Raw genomic sequence first — 25,111 nt, 5'->3', positions numbered from 1 at the left:
AGTAAATGGGGGATAATTGTTGCCTAAAATCAAAGTTTTAGATCAACAAACTGCAAATAAAATTGCAGCGGGAGAAGTTGTGGAACGACCCTTTTCTGTGGTTAAGGAACTGGTGGAAAATGCTCTGGATTCTGGGGCAACAAGAATAAGTATTGACATTAAAGATGGGGGTATCACTTCCATCACTGTCAGTGATAACGGATGCGGCATCGAACCAGATGATGCCGCATTGGCTTTCCTCAGGCATGCCACCAGCAAAATAAATAAAGTTGAGGATTTATTTCATGTAGCTACCCTTGGTTTCCGTGGCGAGGCGCTGCCCAGCATTGCTGCGGTGTCACTGGTGACAATGGTTACTAGAACCCAAAATAGTGATGGTGGTACAAAATTAGAACTTGAGGGCGGGCAGATTGTGAATACCGAGCCAGTTGGTTGTCCACCTGGCACTAGCATCACAATTAAAGATTTATTCTTTAACACACCGGCCCGCAAAAAGCACTTAAAAAGCGCAGCAGCGGAAACCGCAATGATTAGTGATCTTATTTCCCGACTGGCTCTATCCCGTCCGGATGTTAATTTTAAACTAATTTCTCAAAACCGGATATTGCTGGAGACCCCAGGTAACGGCAAACTTTTAGATACCATAGCTGCCGTTAACGGAGTGCAAATGGCCAGAAAAATGCTGCCCATTGAGGGCCAGGGGGATGGCATTTTCATTGGCGGTTACGTTGGTAAGCCAGAATTAAATCGTGCCACCAGGACAAACCAAACGCTGTTAGTAAATGGCCGCTATGTTAAAAGCAAAATAATTTCCGATGCGTTACAACAAGCCTATTTTACTCTATTATCTTCCAATCGCTATCCAGTGGCGGTGTTGACAGTGGAGATTGATCCCACTTTAGTGGATGTCAATGTGCACCCTGCAAAGATGGAAGTGCGTATCAGCAAAGAACGAGAACTGTGTCAAATAATTATAGCTGCGGTAAAAAAAGCCCTTAGAACAGTAATGGTGGTGCCACAACTGGAACAACCAGTAATGCAACCAAAGGTCAGCCAAAGCCCGGTGGAAGCTAAAGAACCAAAGAATCAAGAAGAAGCAGTATTTAAGCAGACCAAATTAGATTTATCCATCAGCCCTGAACCAATAAACCCAATAGCTTCTGGACAAAAGAAATTGATAAACCAGCAGCTAAATAATCAGACAGCTGATCGATATGAGACGGCAAATATAGCGGTAAATTCCCCTAACCAGGCATGGCAGGAAACTAAAGAAACGTATCAAAAGCAACCCATGCAGGACAATTTTCCAGACCTGTTACCAATAGGCCAATTGCTACCCACTTATATATTATGTCAAGGTCCCGATGGTTTGTATATCATCGATCAGCATGCTGCCCATGAAAGGGTACTTTATGAATATTACTCTCAACAACAGGATAAGGAACATGACAGTCAAATGCTTTTGGTACCAGTGGTGTTGGAATTAAACCATCACGAAACTCAAATATTAACAGATAACATTATCGCCATTAGACAAGTTGGTTTTATAATAGAACACTTTGGTGGTAATAATTATTTAATTAGAGGTGTTCCCAATGGCTTTCCCGCTGGCGAAGAAGCTAAATTTTTCTTTGATATCTTAGATACTAAAACCGATTATTTCCATGAAAAATTAGCAGCCAGTTTAGCCTGTCGCAATGCAATTAAAGCGGGACAAAAGCTATCAACAATGGAAATGGAAAATTTAATTAATCAAATTAAAGAACTGAGCAACCCATTTAGTTGTCCCCATGGCAGGCCAACCATTATTCGTCTAACATTTGACGAACTGATAAAGAGGTTTAAGCGATGATTGGTTTACAAAATAATTATTTGGTAACTACATCAGTAAAATCTTCTGAACAATTAATTGCCAGGGCGTTGGAGATTGCCCAGCAGCTGAACATACCCTACACCCCCAGAAAACGATGCCCTTTGCCAGAATTAGAAACCAAATATAACAGCAATGGTATTCTAGTGGTGTCAAAGGATCGTTTGTCAATTTATGTTAATGGCCAAGAATTCTTTTTTCATCCAGGAATGGCAAAATTACGCATTAAGGCTTTAAAAAATGGGCATACTGATCAAATGATTGATGCCATGGGTTTGGGTTCTATGGACTGTGTGCTTGACTGTACCCTTGGTTTAGCATCGGACGCCATTGTGGCCAATTATATTACCGGGGCTAAAGGCTTGGTTACCGGTTTAGAGGTTAATCCACTAATGGCCTATGTGGTTGCTGATGGCATCGCTCATTATAACAATAACAGTCCGACGTTGGTCAAGGCGGTAAGAGGGATAAAGGTAATCAATGCCAATCACCAGCGATACCTCTGTGCTTTACCTGATAAAAGTATAGATGTGATCTACTTTGACCCGATGTTTCGCAATCCATTGCACAAATCAACCAGTATGACTCCCCTGCGGCAATTGGCAAACCATGCCCCTTTAAATTTAAAAACCATCAAAGAAGCATGCAGGGTGGCTAAAAAGCGGGTGGTAATGAAAGAAGCAAACGGAAGCAATGAATTTTATCGATTAGGTTTTAAACAGGTGGTTGGTGGCAAAAATTCCCCCGTTGCTTATGGCGTGATTATTATTGGGGGTGATGATGAATGAAAAAAACGTTAATAGCCATTGTTGGACCCACAGCCACTGGCAAAACGGCGGTGGGAGTTGAGCTGGCGCTCAGATTAAATGGTGAAGTGGTTTCGGCAGACTCTATGTTAGTTTACAAATCTATGGATATAGGCACTGCCAAACCTACCCCACAGGAGCAAAGGGGGGTACCACACCATTTAATAGATATAATATCTCCCTTAGAGGAGTATAACGTGGCTAAGTACCAACAGCATGCCGAAGAGGCCATCCATAAAATACACACTAAGAACAGACTGCCCATCATTGTCGGCGGTACTGGTTTATATATTCGATCAATTATCGATGAATATAATTTTGATATCCCTGGTGAAGACGTTGAATTTAGATTGCACTTGCAAAGGCAAGCCGCCGAAAAGGGCGGTGTGTGGTTACATAATCAACTTGTACAAGTGGACCCTGTGGCAGCCGAAAATATTCATCCCAACAATATTCGTAGAGTAATCCGCGCTTTAGAGGTATATAAACTCACTGGCAAACCCTTTTCCAGTATGCAGTGTGCCAGTTATCAAAGTAAAGCAAAATACCAGGTCTCTATTTTTGGCTTGACCATGCCTAGGGAGATGCTGTATCGGCGTATCGAACAACGGGTGGATAATATGCTGGCGGCGGGTTTGATCGACGAAGTTAAAATGTTACTACGACAGGGCATAAACCGATCAAGTACCGCTATGCAAGGGTTAGGCTATAAAGAGATAGTAGCTTATCTGGCGGGGGAAACCACGCTGGAAGCAGCCATTGAGCTGCTAAAGCGGGATACTAGACGATTTGCCAAGCGTCAATTAACTTGGTTTAGAAGGGACCCACGAATACATTGGATAGATATGCATAATTATGATAGCACAGCGCAAGTAACCAATGAAATTATAAACTTATTGCAGGAAAAGATTTCTGTGGCGTCGAAATGATTTAAAAATAAAGATAAAGTGGAGGGAGTTCCATGAACAAAACTCAAATTAATTTGCAAGATGCTTTTTTGAACCAAGTTCGCAAAGATAGCATTCCCATTACTATGTTTTTAGTTAATGGGTTTCAACTTAAGGGATTGGTTAAAGGATTTGATAACTTTACAGTAATACTGGAGAGTGAGGGTAAGCAAATGATGGTATATAAGCATGCCATATCTACCATTAGTCCAGTAAGGCCTGTGAACATGAACTCTCCGGAAGGTAAAAATGCTTAAAATAAGTTGGCCTCTCTCCTAAAAGTGAGAGGTCTTCTTTTTTCACTGTGAATTTGTTGTTCAGTTATTCTAATCGCGGGCGTATACATGATAAATAGAGGAATATTAGCCCGCGAGGTGACGTGATTTGGTAAAAATTAAAATGTGGCAAAACCCAGAGCGGGTAGAACCTGCCCATAAAAAAGAAGTACCACGCCGAAAATTAGGGCCCATTAAGCCAGTGGTTGAACGACCGTCGAACTATGAGGAACAGAACCAACATAAGGGCGTTAAAGAAATAATGGACGAAATCAACAAATTAATTGGCTTAGAAAGTGTAAAGAAACTAATTAAAGAGTTGCATGCCTTTATTGAGATTCAGAGATTAAGGGAAAAAGAAAAATTAGCCCATGAGCCAATGGTATTACATATGATATTTAAAGGTAACCCGGGCACTGGTAAAACTACGGTGGCCAGACTACTAGGTCAATTATTTAAAGAAATGGGTGTACTAAACAAAGGGCATATTATTGAAGTGGAAAGGGCCGATTTGGTGGGCGAGTATATTGGCCATACCGCTAAGCGCACCCGAGACCAAATAAAAAAGGCTTTGGGGGGGATTTTATTTATCGATGAAGCCTATTCACTGGCCAGGGGCGGAGATAAAGATTTTGGCAAAGAGTGTATTGATTGTATGGTAAAATCAATGGAGGATAATAAAGATAATTTGATTCTAATATTGGCAGGCTATCAACGGGAAATGGATGATTTTATTGAAAGCAATCCTGGATTGCGCTCAAGATTTCCCATTCATATTACCTTTCCGGATTATACTATACAGCAGTTAATGGAGATTGCTACATTAATGCTCAACGAACGTGAATATAAGTTAACACCAGAAGCTGAGGAACAGATGAGAGTTTTATTAAAGGAGCGAGCCAGACTACACCGCAACAGTGGCAATGCCAGGTTGGTGAGAAATTTAATTGAACGCTCAATGCGTTTGCAAGCGGTGCGCTTGCTAAATTATAAGCAGTCTAAACTCAGTCGAGAAGAGTTAATGATTATCACACTAGAGGACATAATTAATGCTTACGATGACTTAACAGAAAATTGACAGGAGGACTATGATGCAGATTAGCAATAAATTATATCAACTGGCTGAGGAAGTGGAGACAGAAGTAGGTCATATTTATCAAACCATAGAACAAAAGGCCTTAGTAAATCATCAAAGGGTTTTGCAGGCCTTTAGAGATAATCGGGTTAGTGATTTTCATTTAAAGGGTGGCAGTGGATACGGTTATGGAGATGCCGGTAGAGATGTGCTGGAAAATATTTATGCTGCAGTTTTTGGTGGGGAGGCTGCATTGGTTCGGGGGCAAATTGTTTCCGGCACCCATGCCATTGCCCTTTGCCTTTTGGGAGTACTGCAGCCGGGAGATAACCTATTGGCAGTCCAAGGCTCCCCTTACGACACTTTGGAGGAAACCATTGGTATTCGAGGTAATGCCAGTGGTTCGTTAAAAAGATTAGGAGTGAACTACAATCAAATTGAGCTACTGCCAAATGGTGATCTTGATTGGGATGGTATAGACCGAGCTTTATCCGCTGACGTTAAAATGGTGATGGTGCAACGTTCCCGTGGCTACGCTTGGCGCCCATCTCTGAATATAGATGGCATTAAGCAGTTGGTGGATTTTATCAAAGCCAGAAGTCCAAAGACCATTGTTTTTGTAGATAATTGTTATGGCGAACTGGTGGAATCAAGGGAACCTCTACATGTGGGAGCCGATTTAATTGCTGGTTCGTTAATTAAAAATCCTGGCGGTGGTATAGCTCCCACCGGTGGCTATATAGTGGGCAGGCAGGACCTGGTGGATATGGCTGCCAACCGCTGGACTGCCCCAGGTATTGGCGCTGAGGTGGGGCCAACATTGAATCATCAACGCCTTTTGATGCAAGGCATATTTTTAGCCCCCCATGTGGTAACCGAATCTTTAAAGGGTGCAGTATTTGCTGCCAGGCTATTTGAACGTTTAGATTATGAAGTGTCACCCCGTTATGACGAATATAGAACAGACATCATTCAGGCCGTTAAACTTGGTACTGCGGACAAGCTGGTGGAGTTCTGTCGTGGATTACAAAGTGCTTCACCGGTGGATTCTTATGTGGTGCCTGAACCCGATGGCATGCCTGGTTATGAAGATGCGGTGGTGATGGCGGCAGGAACCTTTGTTCAGGGTGCCTCCATTGAGTTGTCAGCAGACGGGCCATTAAGGGACCCCTATGCCGTATATTTACAAGGTGGGTTATCTAAAGAATATGTAAAGTTAGGTGTACTAAGCGCCGCTGAGCGGGTGTTAAATATAGCAAAATAATAGATTTATATTAAATAACATAATGTGATATGATACTGTAAATATTGAGGGAGGAATGAGCCATGAAAGAATATCGAGTGCTTTCGCCCACTGCCATTTTAGGCTATGGTTTTCCGGAGTCTTCCTTTAACGAAGGTTTAAAATATCAACCAGATGTAATTGCCGTGGATGCTGGTTCCAGCGACCCTGGGCCCTACTATCTGGGGGCAGGGGTGTCCTTTACCGATCGCAACGCTGTAAAAAGGGATTTAGAAATCATCATTGCCGCAGGTTTGGAGCGCAACATACCAGTTTTAATTGGTACTGCTGGTGGCAGTGGAGCCAATAGCCATCTGGAATGGAATTTGGACATTATTAAAGAAATAGCAAAGGAGCAAAATTATCACTTTAAACTGGCGGTAATTACAGCAGAATTAGACAAAGATTTTCTTTTAGACCAGTTACAGGCAGGCCGGATAACTCCATTGCATCCGGCCCCGGAACTTACCGCGGAGGACATTAAAAAATCTACTAATATAGTGGCTCAAATGGGAATTGAGCCACTGATTAAAGCACTGGATGAAGGGGCGCAAGTAATACTGGCTGGACGTTGTTATGACCCAGCGGTTTTTGCGGCCGATGCCATTAGAAAAGGTTACGACCCAGGACTAGCCGTACATATGGGTAAAATTTTAGAATGTGGTGCCATTGCTGCAGAACCCGGCAGCGGCAGTGATTCAGCATTGGGTATTATTCAACCGGACGGTTTTATTATTCAACCCCTGGCCGATAACAGACGCTGTAGCGTAACGTCCGTTGCTGCCCACACTTTATATGAAAAGACAAATCCCTATGAATTACCGGGGCCCGGGGGAATTTTAAGTTTACAGAATACATCCTTTGAACAAAATAGTGACAAAGCTGTGAAGGTAACTGGCAGCAAATTTGTCCCCGCCATTAACTATACCGTTAAATTAGAAGGCGCCAAAAAAATTGGATATCGGACGGTATCCATTGCTGGCTGTCGTGATGCTATTATGATCAGTAAAATTGATGAAATTATCAACGCAGTGAAACTTAGGGTTAAAGATAACTTCCAAAAGCAAGGATATAATTATAATTTACATTTCCACATCTATGGCAAGAACGGTGTCATGGGAGATTTAGAACCCACTGAAGCCACCGGTCACGAGCTTGGTATTGTCATCGATGTTGTGGCGGACACCCAAGAAACAGCTAACACAATATGTAGTTTTACTAGAAGCACAATGCTTCATTATGGTTATCCTGATCGAATTGCCACCGCTGGTAACTTAGCTTTTCCCTATTCCCCATCTGATTTTAAAGTGGGACCGGTGTATGAATTTAGTATTTACCATCTTCTTGAAGTAGATGATCCGTTAAAACTATTTCCAATTCAGATGATGGAGGTATAAACATGAAAACTATACCCATTACAGACTTAGCCAAGGTAATCCGCAGTAAAAACGCTGGACCATATGAGTTAACCCTAGATATCATCTTTAAAGACCAAGCTGGTTTCGAAAAGACCATTAAATCAGGGGTAATTAATAAAACCTTGATTGCTAACCTTTATAACATCAGCCCAGATAAAGTAATAAATATTGTAGAGTTTCCCCAGGCTTTGGCCATTAAGGCCACCATTGTCAGACCCCGCCCTTCGGGGGCGCTGGGTGAAACGGATGTTTATGGGGCTCAGCAACATGCACCATTGCTAAACATTAAAGTGCCGATTTGTAGTTAATGTTACAGTCACGATTTGTAATTTCTTCTGTAAATGCACACAATTTTAAATTAAATTATTTACAAGTAGACTTTGTAATTATATAATGATAAAGTAGCGAACTAAAATTAAAGGTGGTTGATAACAAAATGGTATTGGTTAATGACGACCAACCGCTCTATAATATTGGCGTAGTGGCAGAATTACTGCAGGTGCACCCCGAAACCCTGCGTATTTGGGAAAAACATGACTTGATTTTCCCTGCCCGTAGAAATAAACAAAGACTATACACAAATAACGATGTTAAGCGATTGCAATTTATTCACTATTTAATTAACGAAAAAGGATTAAATATTGCTGGTGTACAGCACATGTTGGCATTATATCCTTGCTGGACAGTGAAGAATTGTCCCGGTGGAAAAGCCAAGGGTGAAGGGGAAATAAATACAAATAAACCCTGTTGGAAAGAACTGGATACCTACTGCTATGTGGTACAGGATAAAGCGGATTATTGCAGTACATGTGGTATGTGTAAAGAGGATAAAAGTTGCACAGAAAACAAATAATAAAATGCTATGTAGTACATAAACTACATAGCATTTTAGTTTACATTCTTCTAATTAAGCCCACAATTTTGCCCACAATTTGCACGTCATCAACTATAATGGGATCCATGTTAGCATTTTCGGGTTGTAAACGAATATGTTTTTTTTCTTTAAAGAATCTTTTTACCGTGGCATCGCCATCTAACATAGCCACCACAATTTCGCCATTGACAGCATTTTGCTGTTGCCTCACCAATAACAAATCATTTTCTAAAATGCCTGCCTCAATCATGCTATCTCCGCGAACCTTTAACATAAATACATTGCCATAGCCGGTGAAGCTTCTGGGCAGGTTGATGACATCTTCAACATTTTCCTGGGCAGTTATAGGTGTGCCGGCTGCCACCTGCCCCACTAAAGGTACTTCAACTATTTCCTCATTTTCTGTCACTACAGCAGGTCTATCAAAACTAAATTCATTGCTCAATATCTCTATTGCCCGTGGCTTGGTAGGATCGCGTCTAATGTAACCCTTATCCTCCAGCCTCTTTAAGTAGCTATGTACGGTGGAACTGGAGCTTAGGCCAACCACTTGTCCAATCTCCCGTACCGATGGTGGGTAACCCTTTTGTCGAATGTTTTCTTTTATAACATTTAATATTGATTGCTCCCTGGTATTTAAGTTACGATCCAATATTAACAATCCTTTCATTAATTTGGATTAAATTATATCATAAAAGCCAGGGCATTAAAACGTTTGTTCGTAATTTTTATAAAATTTAATTGTCTAGTGAATTGTGACAATTTGTAATATTTAAAAGGAATTATTTAAATGGTGTGGAAAATATGCATAAATTAATTGTTTAAAGGTAGGTGAACACTATGTTTTCCATGGAGAGATTTGCACTAATTTTAGATGTATTACCCAATGCAGTGCAAGTTGCCGATAGTAAAGGAGTTATTTTGTACGTCAACAAAGTATTTGTTCGTTTAACAGGGATATCGCAGGAGGCAAGGGTGCAAAAGAATATATTTGATTTATCACCCCACGGCGCTATGGCCCAAGCCCTATCAAATAAACAGTCAGTTAATGACCATGTTACATTTATTGGTAATGATATTACTCCCTTGGTGTGCAATGCCCATCCACTGATAAAGGATGATATACTACTTGGAGCGGTGGAGTTTATACAACCGATAGCGGAACATGTAATGGCTTTGGATGAGATGGAAAAAATAATGATCCAAAGGGCATTGGGGATATATGGAAGATCGATGAAGGGAAAACTATTAGTTGCTGAATCATTAAATATTTCTTTAGCTACGCTGTACAATAAAATTAAAAAGTATAAAATATAAAAATGTAGTGGTTAGCATATTAAAGGGAGGCGACTAATATTAGAACACTGGAATGTAAAAAAATCACAGCTGTAGTTTCTGAATTATGTAAAGAGGCTTGTACTAATTTAGGGAAAGATGTGGTAAATGCTTTACAGAGGGCTACCGAAACTGAAATATCATCCAGCGGCCAGGATATCTTGAAAATTTTACTTGATAATGCCAACGTGGCTAAAGCTGAGAATATACCCATGTGTCAAGATACTGGGTTTACAGTGGTTTTCCTTGAATTGGGACAGCAAGTGCTTATTACAGGAGGTGAGTTAACCGAGGCTATTAATGCCGGGGTACGCAAGGGTTATAGCGAGGGATATTTGCGTAAGTCTATAGTAGGTCACCCGCTTAATCGCACAAATACCGGAGACAATACTCCCTGTGTAATTCATACCAAGATCGTACCCGGAGATAAGTTAAAGATCACCGTGGCTCCCAAGGGAGGCGGTAGCGAAAACATGAGCACTTTAAAAATGTTAAAACCCGCAGACGGTATTGAAGGGGTTATTAAGTTTGTATTAGACACAGTAAAGGCAGCAGGACCTAATCCCTGTCCGCCAATTGTTGTGGGGGTAGGCATTGGCGGAACGATGGAAAAGGCGGCAATCATGGCTAAGGAGGCACTGTTAAGGGAAATAGGATCATCTAACCCTGATCCGGATTTGGCTGAACTGGAAAAGGAATTATTCACTAAAATAAACCAACTGGGCATTGGCCCCCAAGGTTTAGGGGGGTCAACCACCGCTTTGGCGGTACATGTGAAGGCCTTTGCCGCTCATATAGCAAGCTTGCCGGTGGCAGTTAACCTTAATTGCCACGCTGCTCGACATAAATCTGTTATTTTATAGAATTGGTGGTGTGTTAATTGGCTATTAAAATATCAACGCCTTTGTCAGATGACAGCTTAGAACAACTACATATAGGTCAGCAGGTATTGCTAAGTGGCAAAATATACACTGGCCGAGACGCTGCCCATAAAAGGTTGGTGGAATTGCTTGATAGCAATCAACCATTACCCTTTGACCCGAATGGGCAAATTATTTATTACGTTGGTCCGACTCCCGCTAAACCGGGCCAAGTGATCGGTGCCGCTGGCCCAACCACAGCCGGTAGAATGGATGCTTATACCCCTAGAATCCTTGAACATGGGTTAAAGGGAATGATTGGTAAAGGTAAAAGGTCCCCTGAAGTGATTGCAGCCATAAAAAGTCATAAAGCGGTGTACTTTGCTGCGGTTGGGGGTGCTGCGGCACTGATTAGTAAGTGTATCAAATCTGCCCGAATAATTGCTTACCCTGAATTGGGGCCGGAGGCTATTTATGAGCTTATTGTTGAAGACTTTCCGGTTATTGTAGTGAACGATGTGCATGGAAATGATCTTTATGATGAGGGCGTAAAAAAATATATTAGCCGGTAGCTTTTTCAAGGTTTCATGAAATACCGTCGCTTAACTCGGTAGTCAGCTAACGGATGTCTTGTTTTATGAGAGGGGTGCAACATGCAAAGACAGAGAACCCTTACTAAAAATACTAAGACAGCATTGTATTATGATCTATTGCAATTGATTACAGGTTTAATATTGGTGGGCTTTTTGGGGATGCATTTAGTTTTTGAGTCAACAATTATGTTGGGAATCACGGTGTTCAATAATCTTGCTCACATGTTAGATCAAAACTCGCTGCCGTTTTTGGGTATCCCGCTGGTTATTATAGCCTTTTTCACTCACTTTTTAGTTGCCGGCAGGCGCATACCCACAAGATTTCAAGAACAAAGGATTATCTGGCGCCATGCCAAAAATTTAAATCATCCCAATACTTGGGCTTGGGTTTTTCAACTAATTTCTGGCATGATGCTATTAGTACTAGTATCAATCCACATCTGGGTAGTAATTACCAATTGGCCCATTGAAGCAACCAGCAGTGCACAGCGGGCCTCGTCCCATTGGGGATTTTATATTTTACTATTGCTGGTGGCCGCTTTACATGCCGGTATTGGTGTATACCGGCAATTTGTTAAGTGGGGTTGGTTCTCTCGCAGGCCAGTGGGCATAATGATTAGTATTGTCACCATGATGATATTGGTTATCGGTTTAGCTACTATTTTTGCCTTCATGCGGTTAGGAGGTATGTAATGAACAACAATAATACACATATTACAGATGTTTTAGTGGTGGGCGCAGGATTGGCGGGAGAAAGGGCAGCCATTGAAGCGGCAGTAAGTGGTTTAGACGTGATAATTTTAAGCTTAGTACCTCCGCGCCGTTCCCATAGCACAGCTGCCCAAGGTGGAATGCAGGCTGCATTGGGCAATTGTGCCATGGGACGTGGTGATAGCACCGATATCCATTTTCAAGATACTGTAAAGGGCTCCGATTGGGGTTGCGACCAAGATGTAGCCCGCCTGTTTTGTGATACCGCCCCCATCGCAGTGCGGCAAATGGCCAATTGGGGGGTTCCTTGGAGCAGAGTAACGGCCGGTAGAAAAAAACTTGCAGATGGCAAGGAGATAGAGGACTTAAAGGAGTATGCTGGTTTAATTACCGCCCGAAACTTTGGCGGCACAGCCAAATGGCGAACCTGTTACACAGCAGACGGGACAGGACACTCATTGCAGTATAATGTGGACAGTATGGTAATCAAATTAGGCATTACCATGCATGACCGCATGGAAGCAATAAGAATTATACATAATGATGAAAAATGCTTAGGGGTGGTGGCCAGATGTCTCAGAACAGGGGAACTACACACCTATTTAGCTAAGTCGACGGTAATTGCCACCGGTGGTTATGGCAGACTTTATGGTGCTTCCACCAATGCAGTAATTAATGAGGGTACTGGCATGTTTTTGGCTTTACAAACCGGGATTGTACCGTTGGGAAATATGGAAGCGGTCCAATTTCATCCCACTGGATTAGTGCCGGTATGGATATTAATTACCGAAGGTGCCCGGGGTGACGGTGGTTACTTGCTAGATAAAAACCATTATCGATTTATGCCAGATTACGAACCCAACAAAAAGGAACTGGCATCCCGGGATGTTGTTGCCCGGCGAATGATGCAACACATTCGTAAAGGTTATGGTGTGGATAGTCCCTATGGCCAGCATCTGTGGTTAGACATCCGTCATTTAGGGCCAAAGCATATTAACACCAACTTACGGGAGATTGCCACCATCTGCCGCAATTTTGCCGGCATTGATCCAGTTAAAGATTTGATACCGGTTCGACCCACCCAACACTACGGCATGGGTGGTATTCGAACAAATATCGACGGTTACGCTTACGGGCTAAAGGGCTTGTTTGCCTGTGGTGAAGCGGCCTGTTGGGATCTCCATGGTTTTAATAGATTGGGGGGCAATTCGCTAGCAGAAACCATCGTTTCCGGTATGGTTGTGGGACAAAAAGTTGCTGAGTATACCTTGGGTACAACGCTGTCCTTTAACAGTAGCACAATTAAAGAACAGGTTAATAATTGTGTTGAAAAGATATCTGATTTAATTGATGGCAGAAGGGGCCAGGAAAATGTCTATCATCTGAAAACCCAAATGGAAAATACCTTGATGGAACATGTGGGCATATTTAGAACGGCAACTGGCTTACAACAGGCTGTGGCTAAATTGCAGGATTTATATCAGCGGTCATTACATATCAGCCTGCGATCAAATGGGCAGGGCGCAAATCCTGAAATGAGTTTAGCTTTGCGATTACCTGGCATGCTACAATTGGCTTTATGCATTGCCTTCGGTGCTTTGCAGCGAACTGAAAGTAGAGGCAGTCATTTCAGAGAAGATTATCCCCAGCGGGATGATCAAAACTGGTTGAAGCGCACACTGGCCTATTGGCCGGAGGGGTCAGGTCTACCCAAATTGGACTATGAACCGATAAAAATAACAGAAATTCCCCCGGGTGACCGGGGTTATGGAGAGTTTTCAGTTGGTAAGGATAATAAAGGAGGGTCACAATGAGCACAAGGACTTTAACATTTAATATTTTTAGATTTGACCCCATTAATCCTGACATTGCCCCCTACATGCAAGCCTATGAATTACAAGAAACAGAGGGTATGACTATTTTTGTGGCCTTGAACAACATTAGAGAAAATTTTGACCCATCATTGAAATTTGATTTTGTATGCCGGGCTGCCATTTGTGGTTCTTGCGCGATGCTTATAAACGGTCGACCGCGATTGGCATGCAAAACCTTAACCAAAACACTGCCAGTTGACATAACTTTAATGCCGTTACCGGTATTTAAATTAATCGGTGATTTATCGGTGGACACTGGCACATGGTTTAGGCACCTGTCCCTAAGAACTGAAGCTTGGGTTCATACAAAAAAGAAATTTAATCCCAACGACCCAGAGGAACGAATGGATAATGACATCGCTTTAAAAATCTATGAAGCAGAACGGTGTATAGAGTGTGGTTGTTGTATCGGCGGTTGTGCAACCGCAAATATTAGAGAAGATTTCCTAGGGGCGGCCGGAATTAACCGAGTGGCAAGATTTTTAATAGATCCTCGGGATGAGCGCACTGATCAACAATATTTTGAGGTGGTTGGTTGTGATGAGGGGGCCTTTGGCTGTGTCGGTTTAATGGCTTGTGATGACAATTGTCCAATGGAATTACCTTTACAAGCACAACTTGCCTTTGTGCGCCGAAAAATGCTAAATTTTGGATTGAAGTTATAAACCGATTAGTAAAATTTTTAGTAACATGGTAGAATATACATTGTTGATAATTTAATTTAAGTAGTTTTTGGAGGGTTCAACATGAAAAAGAGAAACAAAATAACAATTGTTGGTGCAGGAAATGTTGGTGCAACATGTGCCCATTTGGCTGCAACCAAGGAACTGGGCGATATAGTCTTAGTGGATGTGGCTGAGGGCATCGCCCAAGGTAAAGCCTTGGATTTAATGGAGGCTGCACCATTAGAAGGCTATGATTGCAACATTATTGGCACCAATGACTATGCTGCCACTGCGGATTCAGATGTGGTAATAGTGACTGCAGGGATAGCCCGCAAACCGGGCATGAGCCGGGACGATTTATTAAGCACAAATGCGAAAATTGCCACCGAAGTGGCCAAAAATATTGCCAAATATTCTCCCAATGCCTATGTGGTTTGTGTTTCAAACCCAGTGGACATCATTTCATATATAGTTTATAAAAATACCGGCTTTGGCCCCAATAGAGTGTTTGGTATGGGCGGAGTGTTGGACTCAGCTCGCTATCGCACCTTTGTGGCCTTAGAACTGGGAGTATCCTTTGAGGATGTCAGTGCTTTTGTGCTGGGCGGTCATGGGGATGACATGGTTCCCTTGGTACGTTATACATATGCCGGCGGTATACCCATTGAAAAACTAATACCCGCAGATCGCATTGACGCCATTATTGAACGCACCCGCAAGGGGGGAGCAGAAATTGTAGGTTATTTAAAAACCGGCAGCGCCTATTATGCACCAGCTTCTTCCGCCATCCAAATGGCCGAAGCGGTATTAAAAGATAAAAAACGCATTTTGCCAGTGGCGGCGTTCCTACAGGGTGAATATGGTGAAAGGGATATTTTCGCCGGTGTTCCGGCAATTGTTGGCGGCAACGGTGTGGAAAAAATCATTGAAGTTGATTTAACTGACAGCGAAAAAGCTGCCTTAAATAAATCCTTCCAATCAGTACGCAAAGTACTATCAGGAGTAACCATCTAATTTATATTAGCCGTTTAAAGCATGCAATTATTGATTGCATGCTTTTTGCATTTATTTCCATATTTATGGACAAAATATATGATAACAAAGCCATAAAGGAGTATAAATTGAATAAAATAACCTGGAATGCCTGCAAAGCTTTATTAAGCGTAGCTGCTCCCATCCAAAGGATAATTGATCATATACCTGGAGACACCCATACTTTTATTAATAAACAGGCTATTATAATTTTATATAATGATGGCCACAAAAAGTTGTCACGTTATTTTCATAATCAACTTGGATTTATCAATGAAGGAGTAGTATGGGCCGATAAAGGGTGGAAAAACTTTTCTCACTACTTTGACCCCTATAAAAACAAAGGCATTTGGCCCTGGCCCGATGCTAAAAACGAGTGTAATTATCATTTTAAAAGGGCAGTGCATTATTGGCAGCAAGGTGTAATTAATAAAAGCATGTTTTATTTAGGTGCGGCAGTACATTTAGTGCAAGATATGTGTGTGCCACACCATGCCCGTGGTATCCCCTTTAAAGGGCACAGTCGCTATGAAAAATGGGTTCAGAATCATTATTTAAAATATACAGTTAATAAGTGCGGGTGTTATGATATAAGTAATGATTCGGTAAATAATTGGATTGATAACAATGCAAAATTAGCCTGGGGTTTATATCCCCAAGTCACTGGCAGTGTTTCAGAAAATGCCTATCATCAGATAACTACAATCACATTATCCCAAGCCCAAAAAACCACTGCTGGATTTTTATTATTTTTTATCAAGTGTGTTACTAACCCATCCCTTTAGAGTGAGCATTTAATTCCCACTATAATCTAGTAGTATTCTTGACACAATTTAACAATTGTGATATAAGTAATAATGTTCCTAAATAGTAATAATTATTAATTAGGAGGGGATCTAATTTGCCCAGCTATAATTGTTATTTAGATAAAATTAAAGAGGGCGGATACAAATTGACACCACAACGCCAAGAGGTACTAAAGGCACTCTCTGAAGATAAAATGCAAACTGCGGAAGAAATACACCAACAAGTAATAATAAATCAACCAAATGTCAGTTTAGATACCATCTATCGCAATCTTAAATTACTGCAGCAATTGAATATCATATGTGAGACTGATTTTGGTGATGGTAAGAATAGGTTTAAATTGTCCCATGTGAGCCATCATCATCATCATTTAATATGCATTAAGTGTGGTTGCTCCGAAGCGTTGGATTTTTGTCCGATGGAGTTAATTAACGATAAAATCGCTAGCAAAAGATTTAAAGTTACCACTCATAATTTTGAAATATTTGGTTACTGTAGCAAGTGCCTATAAAACTGCTGGGGGGTATATTGATGGGATATAAAAAATTGCTGCTGAGGTTAGTAGGTGTATTAATTTGTCTGACGTTAACAGCATGTAACGAAACAACGGTTTCACCCAGTGCCGATGTCGATAACGACAAAATAACCATTTATACTACAATTTATCCGTTGTACGACTTTACCAAAAACATAGGTGGTAACCATGTAGAGGTTGTAAATTTAATACCTGCAGGTGCAGAACCCCACAGTTGGGAGCCTTCACCCCAGGACATCGCGAAACTGCATGATGCCGATGTGCTAATTTATAGTGGCGCTGGTCTGGAGCCTTGGGTGGATCAAATCATCTCCTCTTTAGGCGAAAATAAGCCAGCGGTTGTTGATTCCAGTATCGGCATAGCGCTAGAAAAGGGTGACGAAATTCATGGTGAACATCAGCATGGGGCAGACCCCCATATATGGTTAGACCCAATAAATGCCAAAAAACAAGTTGCCAATATTGCTAACTCACTAACGGAGATTGATCCCCAGCATGCTGCTGATTATCAAAGTAATTGTCAGCAATATCTAGCAAAGTTAGATGCGCTGCATCGAAAATATCAAGCGGTATTAGCCGACGTGCCCATTAAAATATTTATAACTTCCCATGATGCTTTCGGTTATTTGGCCAAACAGTATGGATTAGAGCAAATCTCCATCAGAGGCCTGTCCCCAGAGGCTGAGCCCAGTCCAGCGCGTTTGGCGGAAATAGTAAAGATTGCCCAAGAGCACAATATTAAATATGTATTTTTTGAATACATGGTTAATCCCAAGGTATCACAAACGTTGGCTAATGAAATTGGCGGCGGAACATTAATTTTAAACCCAGTCGCCGGCATTACCGCTGATGAAATAAAGGCGGGTAAAGATTATCTTTCTATCATGCAAGAAAATCTTGATAATTTGGCCATGGCATTGGGGGATACCAATGAAAAATAATGCTGTCATTGAAATACAAAACATGACCTTTGGTTATGCCTGTCACAATATTTTAGAAAACATAAACTTAATTGTAAATCCCGGCGATGCAGTGGCCATTACCGGACCCAATGGGGCAGGAAAAAGCACACTGCTTAAATTAATATTGGGGCTATTAAAGCCGGTAAGTGGAACGATAAAATTATTTGGAGATAACAACTTTAACGGTAAGGTGTTGCAGCGTATTGGTTATGTCCCCCAAAGAGCGACGGCATTTAACCAAGGTTTTCCCACCACTGTCTATGAGGCTGTGGCGGCTGGCAGAATTGCCACACGCGGCTTATTTCGGCGCCTAACCAAAAGTGATTATGCCCAAACCGAAGATGCCCTAAAATTAGTGGGCTTATATCCGTTGAAAAACAGACTGCTTTCCACCCTTTCGGGCGGTCAACAACAGCGAGTATTTATCGCCAGAGCGCTGGTGGCCACTCCCGATTTGCTCGTACTGGATGAGCCAACAGTGGGAGTCGACGTGCAAGCACAGGAAATTATCGTCCAATTATTAAAAAGATTAAATGTCAATCAGGGGTTAACGCTGTTAATAGTTTCCCATGAGCCAGAAGTAATTTCTAAAATTGTCAATCGTCAAGTATGTTTAGACAAAAAGATTTGTCACTGCGGATGCCACAGCGGAAGCAATAATTCATTAGAAAACTATAGCTGTAGCAAAAGCCTATGGGCTTATCAACAATAATATTAAGGGGTATAATTTGATGGAAATATTCCAGTATCAATTTATGCAAAAGGCATTTATCATCGGTTTGGTAATTTCAGTTATCTGTCCATTGGTGGGCCTATTTATTACCCTCAGGCGGATGTCTTTAATAGCCGATGCCTTATCGCATATATCTTTGGCCGGGGTTGCTGCAGGTTTACTTGCTGGAATTAATCCGGTTTTAGGCGCCTCTATATTTGCTGTGGGCGGCGGGTTATTGATAGAAAACCTTCGTCAACGATATCGGTACTATTCAGAATTATCCATTGCCATTATGCTTTCGGCGGGGGTGGCCTTAGCCGCTGTACTGTTAGGTATTGGCAATGGTTTAAATGCCAACATTCTGTCCTTTTTGTTTGGCAGTATTGTGGTTAGTGATAATACCGATGTCATGGTGATTTTAATATCCGGAGCTATAGTATTAATTTTAATAACGGTTTTATTTAAAGAACTCTACTTGATAACCTTCGATGAAGAAACTGCTCAAATTTCCGGATTGCCAGTAAAAGCAATAAACACTATCTTTACCATCATTACGGCATTGACCGTTGCAGTGGCTATGAGAATTGTTGGTATTTTAATGGTATCGTCTTTAATGATTTTACCGGTGGCAGCAGCACTTCAGGTGGCCCAAAGTTTTCGCAGGGCGATGTTATATGCCATTTCCTTTGGTATGATCTCTGTTGTTTCTGGACTATATGCCTCTTTTTATCTGGACTTGCCGCCAGGGGGGACAATAATATTAATTACAGTGGCGTTATTACTGGTGATATTAGCCGCAAAAAACTTTAAAGCTAATCACAACCATCACCAAAGGCAAATTAATGAAGCGACAGCAGAATAAATGTAGGTATTGGGGTGTTTACTTTTGTCCAAGTATCATATTAAAAAACTAAAGAGGGAACCGGTTAATCAAAATTTTGCCTGTGTGTTAGACGAACATGAAATCTGCGATTACTGTGGGGAGTGCAATCTTTGTGATTTAGACAAAGGCAAGGTGTGTGATAATTGTGGTAAATGTCTAAACGAAGGTGATTATAACGGGATTATAATTGAAAAAATTATTTTACCCAAACCTGATTAAATGTCAGGTTTTTTGTTTTATATAGCCGTAACCAGCACCCAATTTTTTCATAAAGGTAATTTGTAATATAATGTCGAAATTTATAACTCGTAGCCTATATATTATAAAGGAGGAGTAGAGTGTTTAAAAAAATTGGGTTATTTTTAATGGGTTTATTGGTAACGGTTTTTATAGCGACAGCACCGATAAGTAGTGCACAAGCCGCAATCACTTACACAGTGCAGCCAGGTGATTCTCTGTACTTAATTGGTCAAAAATACGGAGTATCCGCAGCTCAGCTTCAGCAAGCCAATGGCATATCCGGTACCACAATTTATGTGGGGCAAAAAATATATATTCCCACAGGCAGCAGTAATGGTGGACAAGGTATTCACACCGTTGTAAAGGGTGACACCTTATACTTAATTGGTCAAAAATATGGTGTTAGTTATCAAGAAATACAACGTCTAAATAATCTAGGCAGTTCATCAATTTACCCGGGGCAACAATTGCGCATCCCAACAGCCAACGCGAGCGATCGCGGTTCAGTTAGTCGTTCAACTAATAGTGTTTCCAATGGTGAATTAGACCTGTTGGCCAGATTAATTACCGCCGAAGCCCAAGGTGAAAGTTACACCACCCAAGTGGCTGTTGGTTCTGTGGTACTGAATCGAGTAAAACATAAAGATTTTGCCAACACCATATCAGGGGTGATTTACGAAAAAAGTTATGGTTACTATCAATTTACCCCTGTAATGAATGGATATATAAATAAACCGGCTACAGACTCTGCCCGCCGAGCTGCCCAAGACGCAGTCAACGGCTGGGATCCAACCAAAGGAGCCATTTACTTCTTTGAGTCAGACGTAACTAATACATGGCTACAATCGAGACCCTTTGCTGCCAAAATTGGCGCATTTACTTTCACATATTAATTAGTTAAATAATTGTTTTAATTACAACCGGCATATGTCCGGTTGTAATTTATATTAAGGCACAAAGAGAGATGATGATTAACATAAATTAATATTATGTAAACAAATAATGATTATAAAACAATTATTTTTCAGTAGGCTATTGACGACAAGTAATTATTGTGGTAAATTACGTAACAAGTAAAAGTAGTATATTTCTAAATAACAATGATGGAGAAAAGTAAATCATGCTCGGCCTTTCAGGGAGAAGAAGTCATGACTGAAAACTTCTTTAAGGTATGGCTGGTTGAAGTTCCCTCCGGAGTTGCTACACTGAACCATTGCAGTAGGTGTAGTCGGGGGTTCCCGCCGTTAAAAGGGAAGAGGTATCGGATTTTACATTCGGCACCAGCAAAGAGGCTACTGGCAATTAGGGTGGTACCGCGAAATAACATTTCGTCCCTTAGGGATGAAGTGTTTTTTTATTACCCTAGCAATCTGACCACTAACGTTGTTAGTGTAAAAAAGCCAGACTGAACCCTTAGCTGGCAAGATGTAAATTCCCGTATCTTACTGGAGTGGGCTTTTTGCCAATTTGGGTGGTACCGCGGATATAACTCTCCGTCCCATTAGGGATGGAGAGTTTTTTTATTTTCCTTGAAAGGAGGAAAGGATGGTAGATCTTCTTTTCAAACACCATTTAACAATTATTTATTTGGAGGTAATGTGATGAGAAAGCTATTATTGACAATTGTTGCATCGGTATTGTTACTAACTGTAGTCGGCTGTAGTTCTGAAACTGACAACACTAAGACGCCAGCTCAAGATAGTGTCAACCTAGGGGTGATTCAAATTGTTGAGCATCCATCGCTGGATGCAGCCAGGGAAGGTTTTATGGATGCATTAAATGATCATGGTTATGTAGCAGATGAAAATCTAGTGGTTGATTACCATAACGCCCAAGGAGACCAGGGAAATTTACAAACCATCGCCAGAAAGTTAGTGGAAGATCAAAATGATTTAATATTGGCCGTTGCAACCCCGTCAGCGGTGGCCATGGCCAATGAAACTAGCGAATTGCCGATACTGATTACCGCCGTCACTGATCCTGTCAGTGCAAAGCTGGTTAAGAGCAAAGATAAACCAGAAACCAACATAACGGGTACCACTGATATGAACCCGGTAAAAGATCAATTGAAACTGATTAAAGATCTCGTCCCTGGGGCGAAAAAAGTCGGCATTATCTATAACTCCAGTGAAATCAACTCGCAAATTCAAGTTGATATTGCCGATCAGTCAGCACCGGAACTGGGATTGGAGTTGGTTAAAGTAACTGTAACGGCGTCAAGCGAGGTAATGCAAGCCGCCCAGTCATTGGTGGGTAGAGTGGATGCCATTTACTTACCAACTGACAATATGGTTATTTCGTCAGTGTCTGCGGTAATTAAAGTGGCCGAAGATAATGACATACCTATTATCGCCGGCGAATCAGAATCTGTTGAGAAAGGGGCGTTGGCCACGGTAGGTATAGATTATTACCAATTGGGCCGCACCACCGGTGAGATGGCAGTGCGGGTTATTAACGGAGAAAAACCCCATGATATGGCTATTCAGAGTCAACAGGGGTCCGATTTAACTATTAATTTAAAGGCTGCTGAACGCATGGGCGTCAACATACCGGAAGATCTTAAAAATAAGGCCAAAAAATTAATTAAAGAATAATTATCTGGGTTGACATTGTCCATATATAAAATTGGAATAAAAAATTGGCTCAATGGATTATCAATAAAGTGTTAATTGAAATTGAGCCAATTTTAATACAATATTGGTTCCGCTAATAAGTATTATGTTAACTAAGGGTTTGAAAGAGGGTCCTGTAAAACATTGCCAGAAAGCAAACATATATTGTTTTGCAATCAACCGAATGACAATTGGCTATAGGATTTGAATTAAAGACAGCACAAATATTATTGCTCAGAACCTAAGTGATTACATAAATTAGTTTTCCCTCCTTCTATTAAGTGATCAGCAGCCTTTCCAGAGGCCTTTAACAAAGGGGCACTAAGCAGGCAAAATATTACGGCGTTTTAAGGCTAGTTTGATTTAACAAGGACTAATCGGATTAGGAGTTATTTACAACAGCCCTAAAAGGCATTTTACTAGGTCATTTTTGGGGCATGCAGCTGTCTTTTCGATAAAAGACTGTAAGCCAGTTAATGAATTGAGGTGTTAGGTGCCATTTCATCGTTTATAGCAACTAAAACTGTAAATATGCCAGCATATTAATAACATTGAATAGCGTGGTTAACATAATAGAATATCCTTTGGTTTACAAAATAGCAGAAGCCCATATATAACGTTTTTCATTCAACTTCGCAAAATGTAGGTTTTGCGAAGTTGAGTATAGCACAAATTGCAGTGTTGCCCTATAAATATTTACCTATCTGTTTGTAAATAAAAATGTATTGACCTCCCCTACCCTTTACCCTTGTCTAGATTTTAATACAAGCAGATGCTTCTTTAGCCCTACTATTAATATGCTACCCATATATAGTCACCGGCTGAATGTTAAAGGAGTGCAGCTTTTGAATTGCTATAATTTAAACACCTAATTATTTAAACTCATTATGTCAATAAGCTAACAATCTCCCCTCCCCTTGGCCAAGACCGCATAATATCAAGTGCTTTACAGTTATTAACATTTCTTACATTTATACCGCCCGTTTTAAGCAGTGATAAAAATGCTCACTGTGGGATTACTCCTCAAAATATCCTGAGGGAATTAAACAGCCGCCTGTGCTTTAAATAATATCAACCGCTATCTTTTGAGTATTATCTACACCATTGGCAAATTTATGATATACTCTTACCTAGCAACAGCTTACGACGTGGAATTAGTGCATAGAATATAAATTCTACGCCGTTAATATGGCCATTATTACTGCCACTACAAGTATTTATAAAAACATTGAGATCAAAAAGCCTTATACTGCACGGTTTTGCCAGTTAGTTAAAAAAATATGACGTGGAATTATTTTAGGGGGAGTTTTTGATGTCTAACAGTGATATTTTGGAACGATATACCAGAGAAAAATTGCGAGGAAAATCTGTTGCCACTATTAAAACATATTTATATGTGCTACGTCAATTTGAAAGTTGGTTAATTGATGCCGGGGCTGATTTAAATACATACGCTAGATCTGACGTGCAGCAGTACCTAGATTCCCTATCTGCCCGTGGTAAAACTGCCAGCACCACCAATAAAATTTATCATGCCATTAAATCATTCAGCCGCTGGGCTAAGAAGTATGATGCCGTAGAAGATATTCAACTTACAAAACAAAAGAAAAAAGATGCGCCAAAATCATTACCCAAAAAGGAACGTCTAAAATTAGTCCGGGAGGCGGATCGCAGTCATAACTTGAGGAATTATGCAATGATAATAGTACTACTATATACAGGTATTCGGGTAAGTGAACTGACAGCTCTGAATAAAAGTGATATTATTATTGGCCCGAGATCCGGAACGCTAAAGGTGCGGCATGGTAAAGGTGATAAAGAACGCGAACTGCCATTAGGCCCTGAAGTTAGGCGAGCCATTAAAAAATATCTTGAGCAACGAACTGATGATATTGAAGCACTGTTTATCAGCAACCGAGATCAACGGATCAGCGTCAGGTCGGTACAAAGAGTATTAAAAAAATACGGTACACATCCCCATGCTTTGCGCCACACCTTTATCACCGGATTAGTTAGATCCGGTAAGGATTTAAGCCTAGTGCAATCGCTAAGTGGACATAGTTCTGCCGACATGGTTTTGCGCTATAGTCAACCCACCCAAGAAGATAAAGAGGCTGCAATAGAATCTTTATATATCGACAAACAGTAAAACTATAAAACAACCGCCTGGCTTGTATTGTCAGATGCGGTTGTTTTAATTTACACTGCTATTCGCTTTCCTTTTTTAATTCTTTATTCTCAACAAAATCATCCAGCTTGCGACCGAGATAGATGGCAAATATAATACATGCTGTCACTAAAATTGCTAAGTCATACATACCAAGGCCCAAAGCCATACCCACCGCTGCAGCTACCCAAAGCTCGGCTGCAGTGGTCACTCCGTGTTTCATACCACCGTTTTTGCTGTGATAAATAACACCGGCACCGATAAAACCTATTCCGCTGACAATTTGGGCCGCCACACGCAAAGGGTCGATAATACCGTCATAATTTAAAGATTCTGCGCCATAAATGGAAATTAACGTAAATAGTGTTGAACCCATACTAACCAGTGAGAAAGTACGCATGCCGGCCGGTTTATTATATAGAGTTCTTTCGTAGCCAATTATTATGCCAATAAACATGGAAAGAATTATTCTTAAATATACTTCCGGCGTAAAGGCAAACATAAATAATCACCTCCAAAAAAGGTATTATACAAAACTTTTGTTAATATTTCAACAATCAACTATTGACATAA

At 41.0% G+C, this 25,111-nt stretch carries 27 protein-coding genes and 1 other annotated feature; of the genes, 25 read left to right on the top strand and 2 right to left on the bottom strand.

The genetic code is table 11. The features are described from left to right. The first annotated feature begins 19 nt into the window (after positions 1-19). The 9 genes from mutL to V6C27_04215 all read left to right on the top strand — a co-directional run bounded on the left by mutL (position 20) and on the right by V6C27_04215 (position 8,526). The gene (gene mutL, locus V6C27_04255) at positions 20-1,852 is read left to right on the top strand and encodes a DNA mismatch repair endonuclease MutL (protein ID MEG6615639.1); all 1,833 of its coding nucleotides are present in this window, start codon (positions 20-22) and stop codon (positions 1,850-1,852) included. Next, on the top strand, positions 1,849-2,658 hold the full coding sequence (locus V6C27_04250; GenBank protein ID MEG6615638.1) for a class I SAM-dependent methyltransferase: 810 nt from the start codon (positions 1,849-1,851) through the stop codon (positions 2,656-2,658). The genes mutL and V6C27_04250 overlap by 4 nt, the downstream gene beginning before the upstream one ends. After that, positions 2,655-3,605, top strand: coding sequence for a tRNA (adenosine(37)-N6)-dimethylallyltransferase MiaA (gene miaA / locus V6C27_04245; GenBank protein MEG6615637.1), 951 nt, complete (start codon positions 2,655-2,657; stop codon positions 3,603-3,605). Before V6C27_04250 ends, miaA begins: the two co-directional genes overlap by 4 nt. Positions 3,606-3,637: 32 nt before the next feature. Further along, positions 3,638-3,880 (top strand): RNA chaperone Hfq, encoded by a 243-nt coding sequence (gene hfq / locus V6C27_04240; protein MEG6615636.1) that lies wholly within the window; start codon positions 3,638-3,640, stop codon positions 3,878-3,880. A gap of 127 nt (positions 3,881-4,007) precedes the next feature. Further along, entirely contained in the window at positions 4,008-4,976 is a 969-nt protein-coding gene (locus V6C27_04235; protein MEG6615635.1) for an AAA family ATPase, read from the top strand. Positions 4,977-4,989: 13 nt separating this feature from the next. Continuing rightward, a complete protein-coding gene (locus tag V6C27_04230; GenBank protein ID MEG6615634.1) occupies positions 4,990-6,237 on the top strand; it encodes a methionine gamma-lyase family protein in 1,248 nt (415 codons plus the stop codon). A gap of 62 nt (positions 6,238-6,299) precedes the next feature. After that, positions 6,300-7,652, top strand: coding sequence for an acyclic terpene utilization AtuA family protein (locus V6C27_04225; GenBank protein ID MEG6615633.1), 1,353 nt, complete (start codon positions 6,300-6,302; stop codon positions 7,650-7,652). A 2-nt stretch (positions 7,653-7,654) separates the two neighbouring features. Next, the gene (locus tag V6C27_04220; protein MEG6615632.1) at positions 7,655-7,981 is read left to right on the top strand and encodes a DUF4387 domain-containing protein; all 327 of its coding nucleotides are present in this window, start codon (positions 7,655-7,657) and stop codon (positions 7,979-7,981) included. 128 nt (positions 7,982-8,109) lie between these two features. Continuing rightward, entirely contained in the window at positions 8,110-8,526 is a 417-nt protein-coding gene (locus tag V6C27_04215; GenBank protein MEG6615631.1) for a MerR family transcriptional regulator, read from the top strand. Between the two features lie 40 nt (positions 8,527-8,566). On the opposite strand, the gene lexA is transcribed toward V6C27_04215, so the two are convergent. Then, positions 8,567-9,217 carry a transcriptional repressor LexA gene (gene lexA, locus V6C27_04210; protein ID MEG6615630.1) on the bottom strand — a complete coding sequence of 217 codons (651 nt, stop codon included), beginning with the start codon at positions 9,215-9,217 and terminating at the stop codon, positions 8,567-8,569. A 179-nt stretch (positions 9,218-9,396) separates the two neighbouring features. On the opposite strand from lexA, the gene V6C27_04205 reads away from it, so the two are divergent. The 16 genes from V6C27_04205 to V6C27_04130 all read left to right on the top strand — a co-directional run bounded on the left by V6C27_04205 (position 9,397) and on the right by V6C27_04130 (position 24,520). Beyond that, complete coding sequence (locus V6C27_04205) at positions 9,397-9,864, top strand: PAS domain-containing protein (protein MEG6615629.1); 468 nt, start codon at positions 9,397-9,399, stop codon at positions 9,862-9,864. Positions 9,865-9,902: 38 nt separating this feature from the next. Continuing rightward, positions 9,903-10,745: a fumarate hydratase gene (locus V6C27_04200; protein MEG6615628.1), complete on the top strand. Its 843-nt coding sequence runs from the start codon at positions 9,903-9,905 to the stop codon at positions 10,743-10,745. Between the two features lie 17 nt (positions 10,746-10,762). After that, positions 10,763-11,314, top strand: coding sequence for a Fe-S-containing hydro-lyase (locus V6C27_04195; protein MEG6615627.1), 552 nt, complete (start codon positions 10,763-10,765; stop codon positions 11,312-11,314). Positions 11,315-11,395: 81 nt separating this feature from the next. Beyond that, entirely contained in the window at positions 11,396-12,028 is a 633-nt protein-coding gene (locus V6C27_04190; GenBank protein MEG6615626.1) for a succinate dehydrogenase, read from the top strand. Continuing rightward, on the top strand, positions 12,028-13,860 hold the full coding sequence (locus V6C27_04185; protein MEG6615625.1) for a fumarate reductase flavoprotein subunit: 1,833 nt from the start codon (positions 12,028-12,030) through the stop codon (positions 13,858-13,860). The genes V6C27_04190 and V6C27_04185 overlap by 1 nt, the downstream gene beginning before the upstream one ends. Next, entirely contained in the window at positions 13,857-14,585 is a 729-nt protein-coding gene (locus V6C27_04180; GenBank protein MEG6615624.1) for a fumarate reductase iron-sulfur subunit, read from the top strand. Before V6C27_04185 ends, V6C27_04180 begins: the two co-directional genes overlap by 4 nt. Positions 14,586-14,666: 81 nt before the next feature. After that, entirely contained in the window at positions 14,667-15,599 is a 933-nt protein-coding gene (gene mdh, locus V6C27_04175) for a malate dehydrogenase (protein MEG6615623.1), read from the top strand. 107 nt (positions 15,600-15,706) lie between these two features. Beyond that, positions 15,707-16,402: a zinc dependent phospholipase C family protein gene (locus V6C27_04170; protein MEG6615622.1), complete on the top strand. Its 696-nt coding sequence runs from the start codon at positions 15,707-15,709 to the stop codon at positions 16,400-16,402. Positions 16,403-16,518: 116 nt separating this feature from the next. Continuing rightward, positions 16,519-16,935 carry a transcriptional repressor gene (locus V6C27_04165; protein ID MEG6615621.1) on the top strand — a complete coding sequence of 139 codons (417 nt, stop codon included), beginning with the start codon at positions 16,519-16,521 and terminating at the stop codon, positions 16,933-16,935. A gap of 20 nt (positions 16,936-16,955) precedes the next feature. Then, complete coding sequence (locus V6C27_04160) at positions 16,956-17,900, top strand: metal ABC transporter substrate-binding protein (protein ID MEG6615620.1); 945 nt, start codon at positions 16,956-16,958, stop codon at positions 17,898-17,900. Beyond that, positions 17,890-18,633 (top strand): metal ABC transporter ATP-binding protein, encoded by a 744-nt coding sequence (locus V6C27_04155; protein MEG6615619.1) that lies wholly within the window; start codon positions 17,890-17,892, stop codon positions 18,631-18,633. Before V6C27_04160 ends, V6C27_04155 begins: the two co-directional genes overlap by 11 nt. Before the next feature lie 19 nt (positions 18,634-18,652). Then, positions 18,653-19,498, top strand: a complete 846-nt coding sequence (locus tag V6C27_04150) for a metal ABC transporter permease (protein ID MEG6615618.1) — start codon at positions 18,653-18,655, stop codon at positions 19,496-19,498. Positions 19,499-19,522: 24 nt separating this feature from the next. After that, positions 19,523-19,738, top strand: a complete 216-nt coding sequence (locus V6C27_04145) for a hypothetical protein (protein MEG6615617.1) — start codon at positions 19,523-19,525, stop codon at positions 19,736-19,738. A gap of 119 nt (positions 19,739-19,857) precedes the next feature. Further along, positions 19,858-20,652 (top strand): LysM peptidoglycan-binding domain-containing protein, encoded by a 795-nt coding sequence (locus V6C27_04140; GenBank protein ID MEG6615616.1) that lies wholly within the window; start codon positions 19,858-19,860, stop codon positions 20,650-20,652. Positions 20,653-20,850: 198 nt separating this feature from the next. Then, positions 20,851-21,098, top strand: a binding site (T-box leader). A 262-nt stretch (positions 21,099-21,360) separates the two neighbouring features. Further along, positions 21,361-22,353 (top strand): ABC transporter substrate-binding protein, encoded by a 993-nt coding sequence (locus V6C27_04135; protein MEG6615615.1) that lies wholly within the window; start codon positions 21,361-21,363, stop codon positions 22,351-22,353. Between the two features lie 1,330 nt (positions 22,354-23,683). Further along, positions 23,684-24,520 carry a tyrosine-type recombinase/integrase gene (locus tag V6C27_04130; GenBank protein MEG6615614.1) on the top strand — a complete coding sequence of 279 codons (837 nt, stop codon included), beginning with the start codon at positions 23,684-23,686 and terminating at the stop codon, positions 24,518-24,520. Positions 24,521-24,578: 58 nt separating this feature from the next. Here V6C27_04130 and V6C27_04125 read toward each other — a convergent pair whose 3' ends face one another. After that, a complete protein-coding gene (locus V6C27_04125) occupies positions 24,579-25,040 on the bottom strand; it encodes an MgtC/SapB family protein (GenBank protein MEG6615613.1) in 462 nt (153 codons plus the stop codon). Positions 25,041-25,111 lie beyond the last annotated feature (71 nt).

Source organism: Peptococcaceae bacterium 1198_IL3148 (assembly GCA_036763105.1).
Taxonomy (GTDB): Bacteria; Bacillota; Desulfotomaculia; order Desulfotomaculales; family Desulfohalotomaculaceae; genus JBAIYS01.
Note: the sequence above shows the minus strand (reverse complement) of the source record. Positions and strands in the feature narration are given on the sequence as shown.

Coding starts and splice junctions, on each gene's coding strand:
- V6C27_04225 (MEG6615633.1), top strand. CDS start 6,300: ATGAAAGAATATCGAGTGCTTTCGCCCACTGCCATTTTAGGCTATGGT.
- V6C27_04155 (MEG6615619.1), top strand. CDS start 17,890: ATGAAAAATAATGCTGTCATTGAAATACAAAACATGACCTTTGGTTAT.
- lexA (MEG6615630.1), bottom strand. CDS start 9,217: ATGAAAGGATTGTTAATATTGGATCGTAACTTAAATACCAGGGAGCAA.
- V6C27_04185 (MEG6615625.1), top strand. CDS start 12,028: ATGAACAACAATAATACACATATTACAGATGTTTTAGTGGTGGGCGCA.
- miaA (MEG6615637.1), top strand. CDS start 2,655: ATGAAAAAAACGTTAATAGCCATTGTTGGACCCACAGCCACTGGCAAA.
- V6C27_04230 (MEG6615634.1), top strand. CDS start 4,990: ATGCAGATTAGCAATAAATTATATCAACTGGCTGAGGAAGTGGAGACA.
- V6C27_04150 (MEG6615618.1), top strand. CDS start 18,653: ATGGAAATATTCCAGTATCAATTTATGCAAAAGGCATTTATCATCGGT.
- V6C27_04135 (MEG6615615.1), top strand. CDS start 21,361: ATGAGAAAGCTATTATTGACAATTGTTGCATCGGTATTGTTACTAACT.
- V6C27_04125 (MEG6615613.1), bottom strand. CDS start 25,040: ATGTTTGCCTTTACGCCGGAAGTATATTTAAGAATAATTCTTTCCATG.
- V6C27_04190 (MEG6615626.1), top strand. CDS start 11,396: ATGCAAAGACAGAGAACCCTTACTAAAAATACTAAGACAGCATTGTAT.
- V6C27_04250 (MEG6615638.1), top strand. CDS start 1,849: ATGATTGGTTTACAAAATAATTATTTGGTAACTACATCAGTAAAATCT.
- V6C27_04130 (MEG6615614.1), top strand. CDS start 23,684: ATGTCTAACAGTGATATTTTGGAACGATATACCAGAGAAAAATTGCGA.
- mdh (MEG6615623.1), top strand. CDS start 14,667: ATGAAAAAGAGAAACAAAATAACAATTGTTGGTGCAGGAAATGTTGGT.
- hfq (MEG6615636.1), top strand. CDS start 3,638: ATGAACAAAACTCAAATTAATTTGCAAGATGCTTTTTTGAACCAAGTT.
- V6C27_04180 (MEG6615624.1), top strand. CDS start 13,857: ATGAGCACAAGGACTTTAACATTTAATATTTTTAGATTTGACCCCATT.
- V6C27_04220 (MEG6615632.1), top strand. CDS start 7,655: ATGAAAACTATACCCATTACAGACTTAGCCAAGGTAATCCGCAGTAAA.
- V6C27_04160 (MEG6615620.1), top strand. CDS start 16,956: ATGGGATATAAAAAATTGCTGCTGAGGTTAGTAGGTGTATTAATTTGT.
- V6C27_04215 (MEG6615631.1), top strand. CDS start 8,110: ATGGTATTGGTTAATGACGACCAACCGCTCTATAATATTGGCGTAGTG.
- V6C27_04205 (MEG6615629.1), top strand. CDS start 9,397: ATGGAGAGATTTGCACTAATTTTAGATGTATTACCCAATGCAGTGCAA.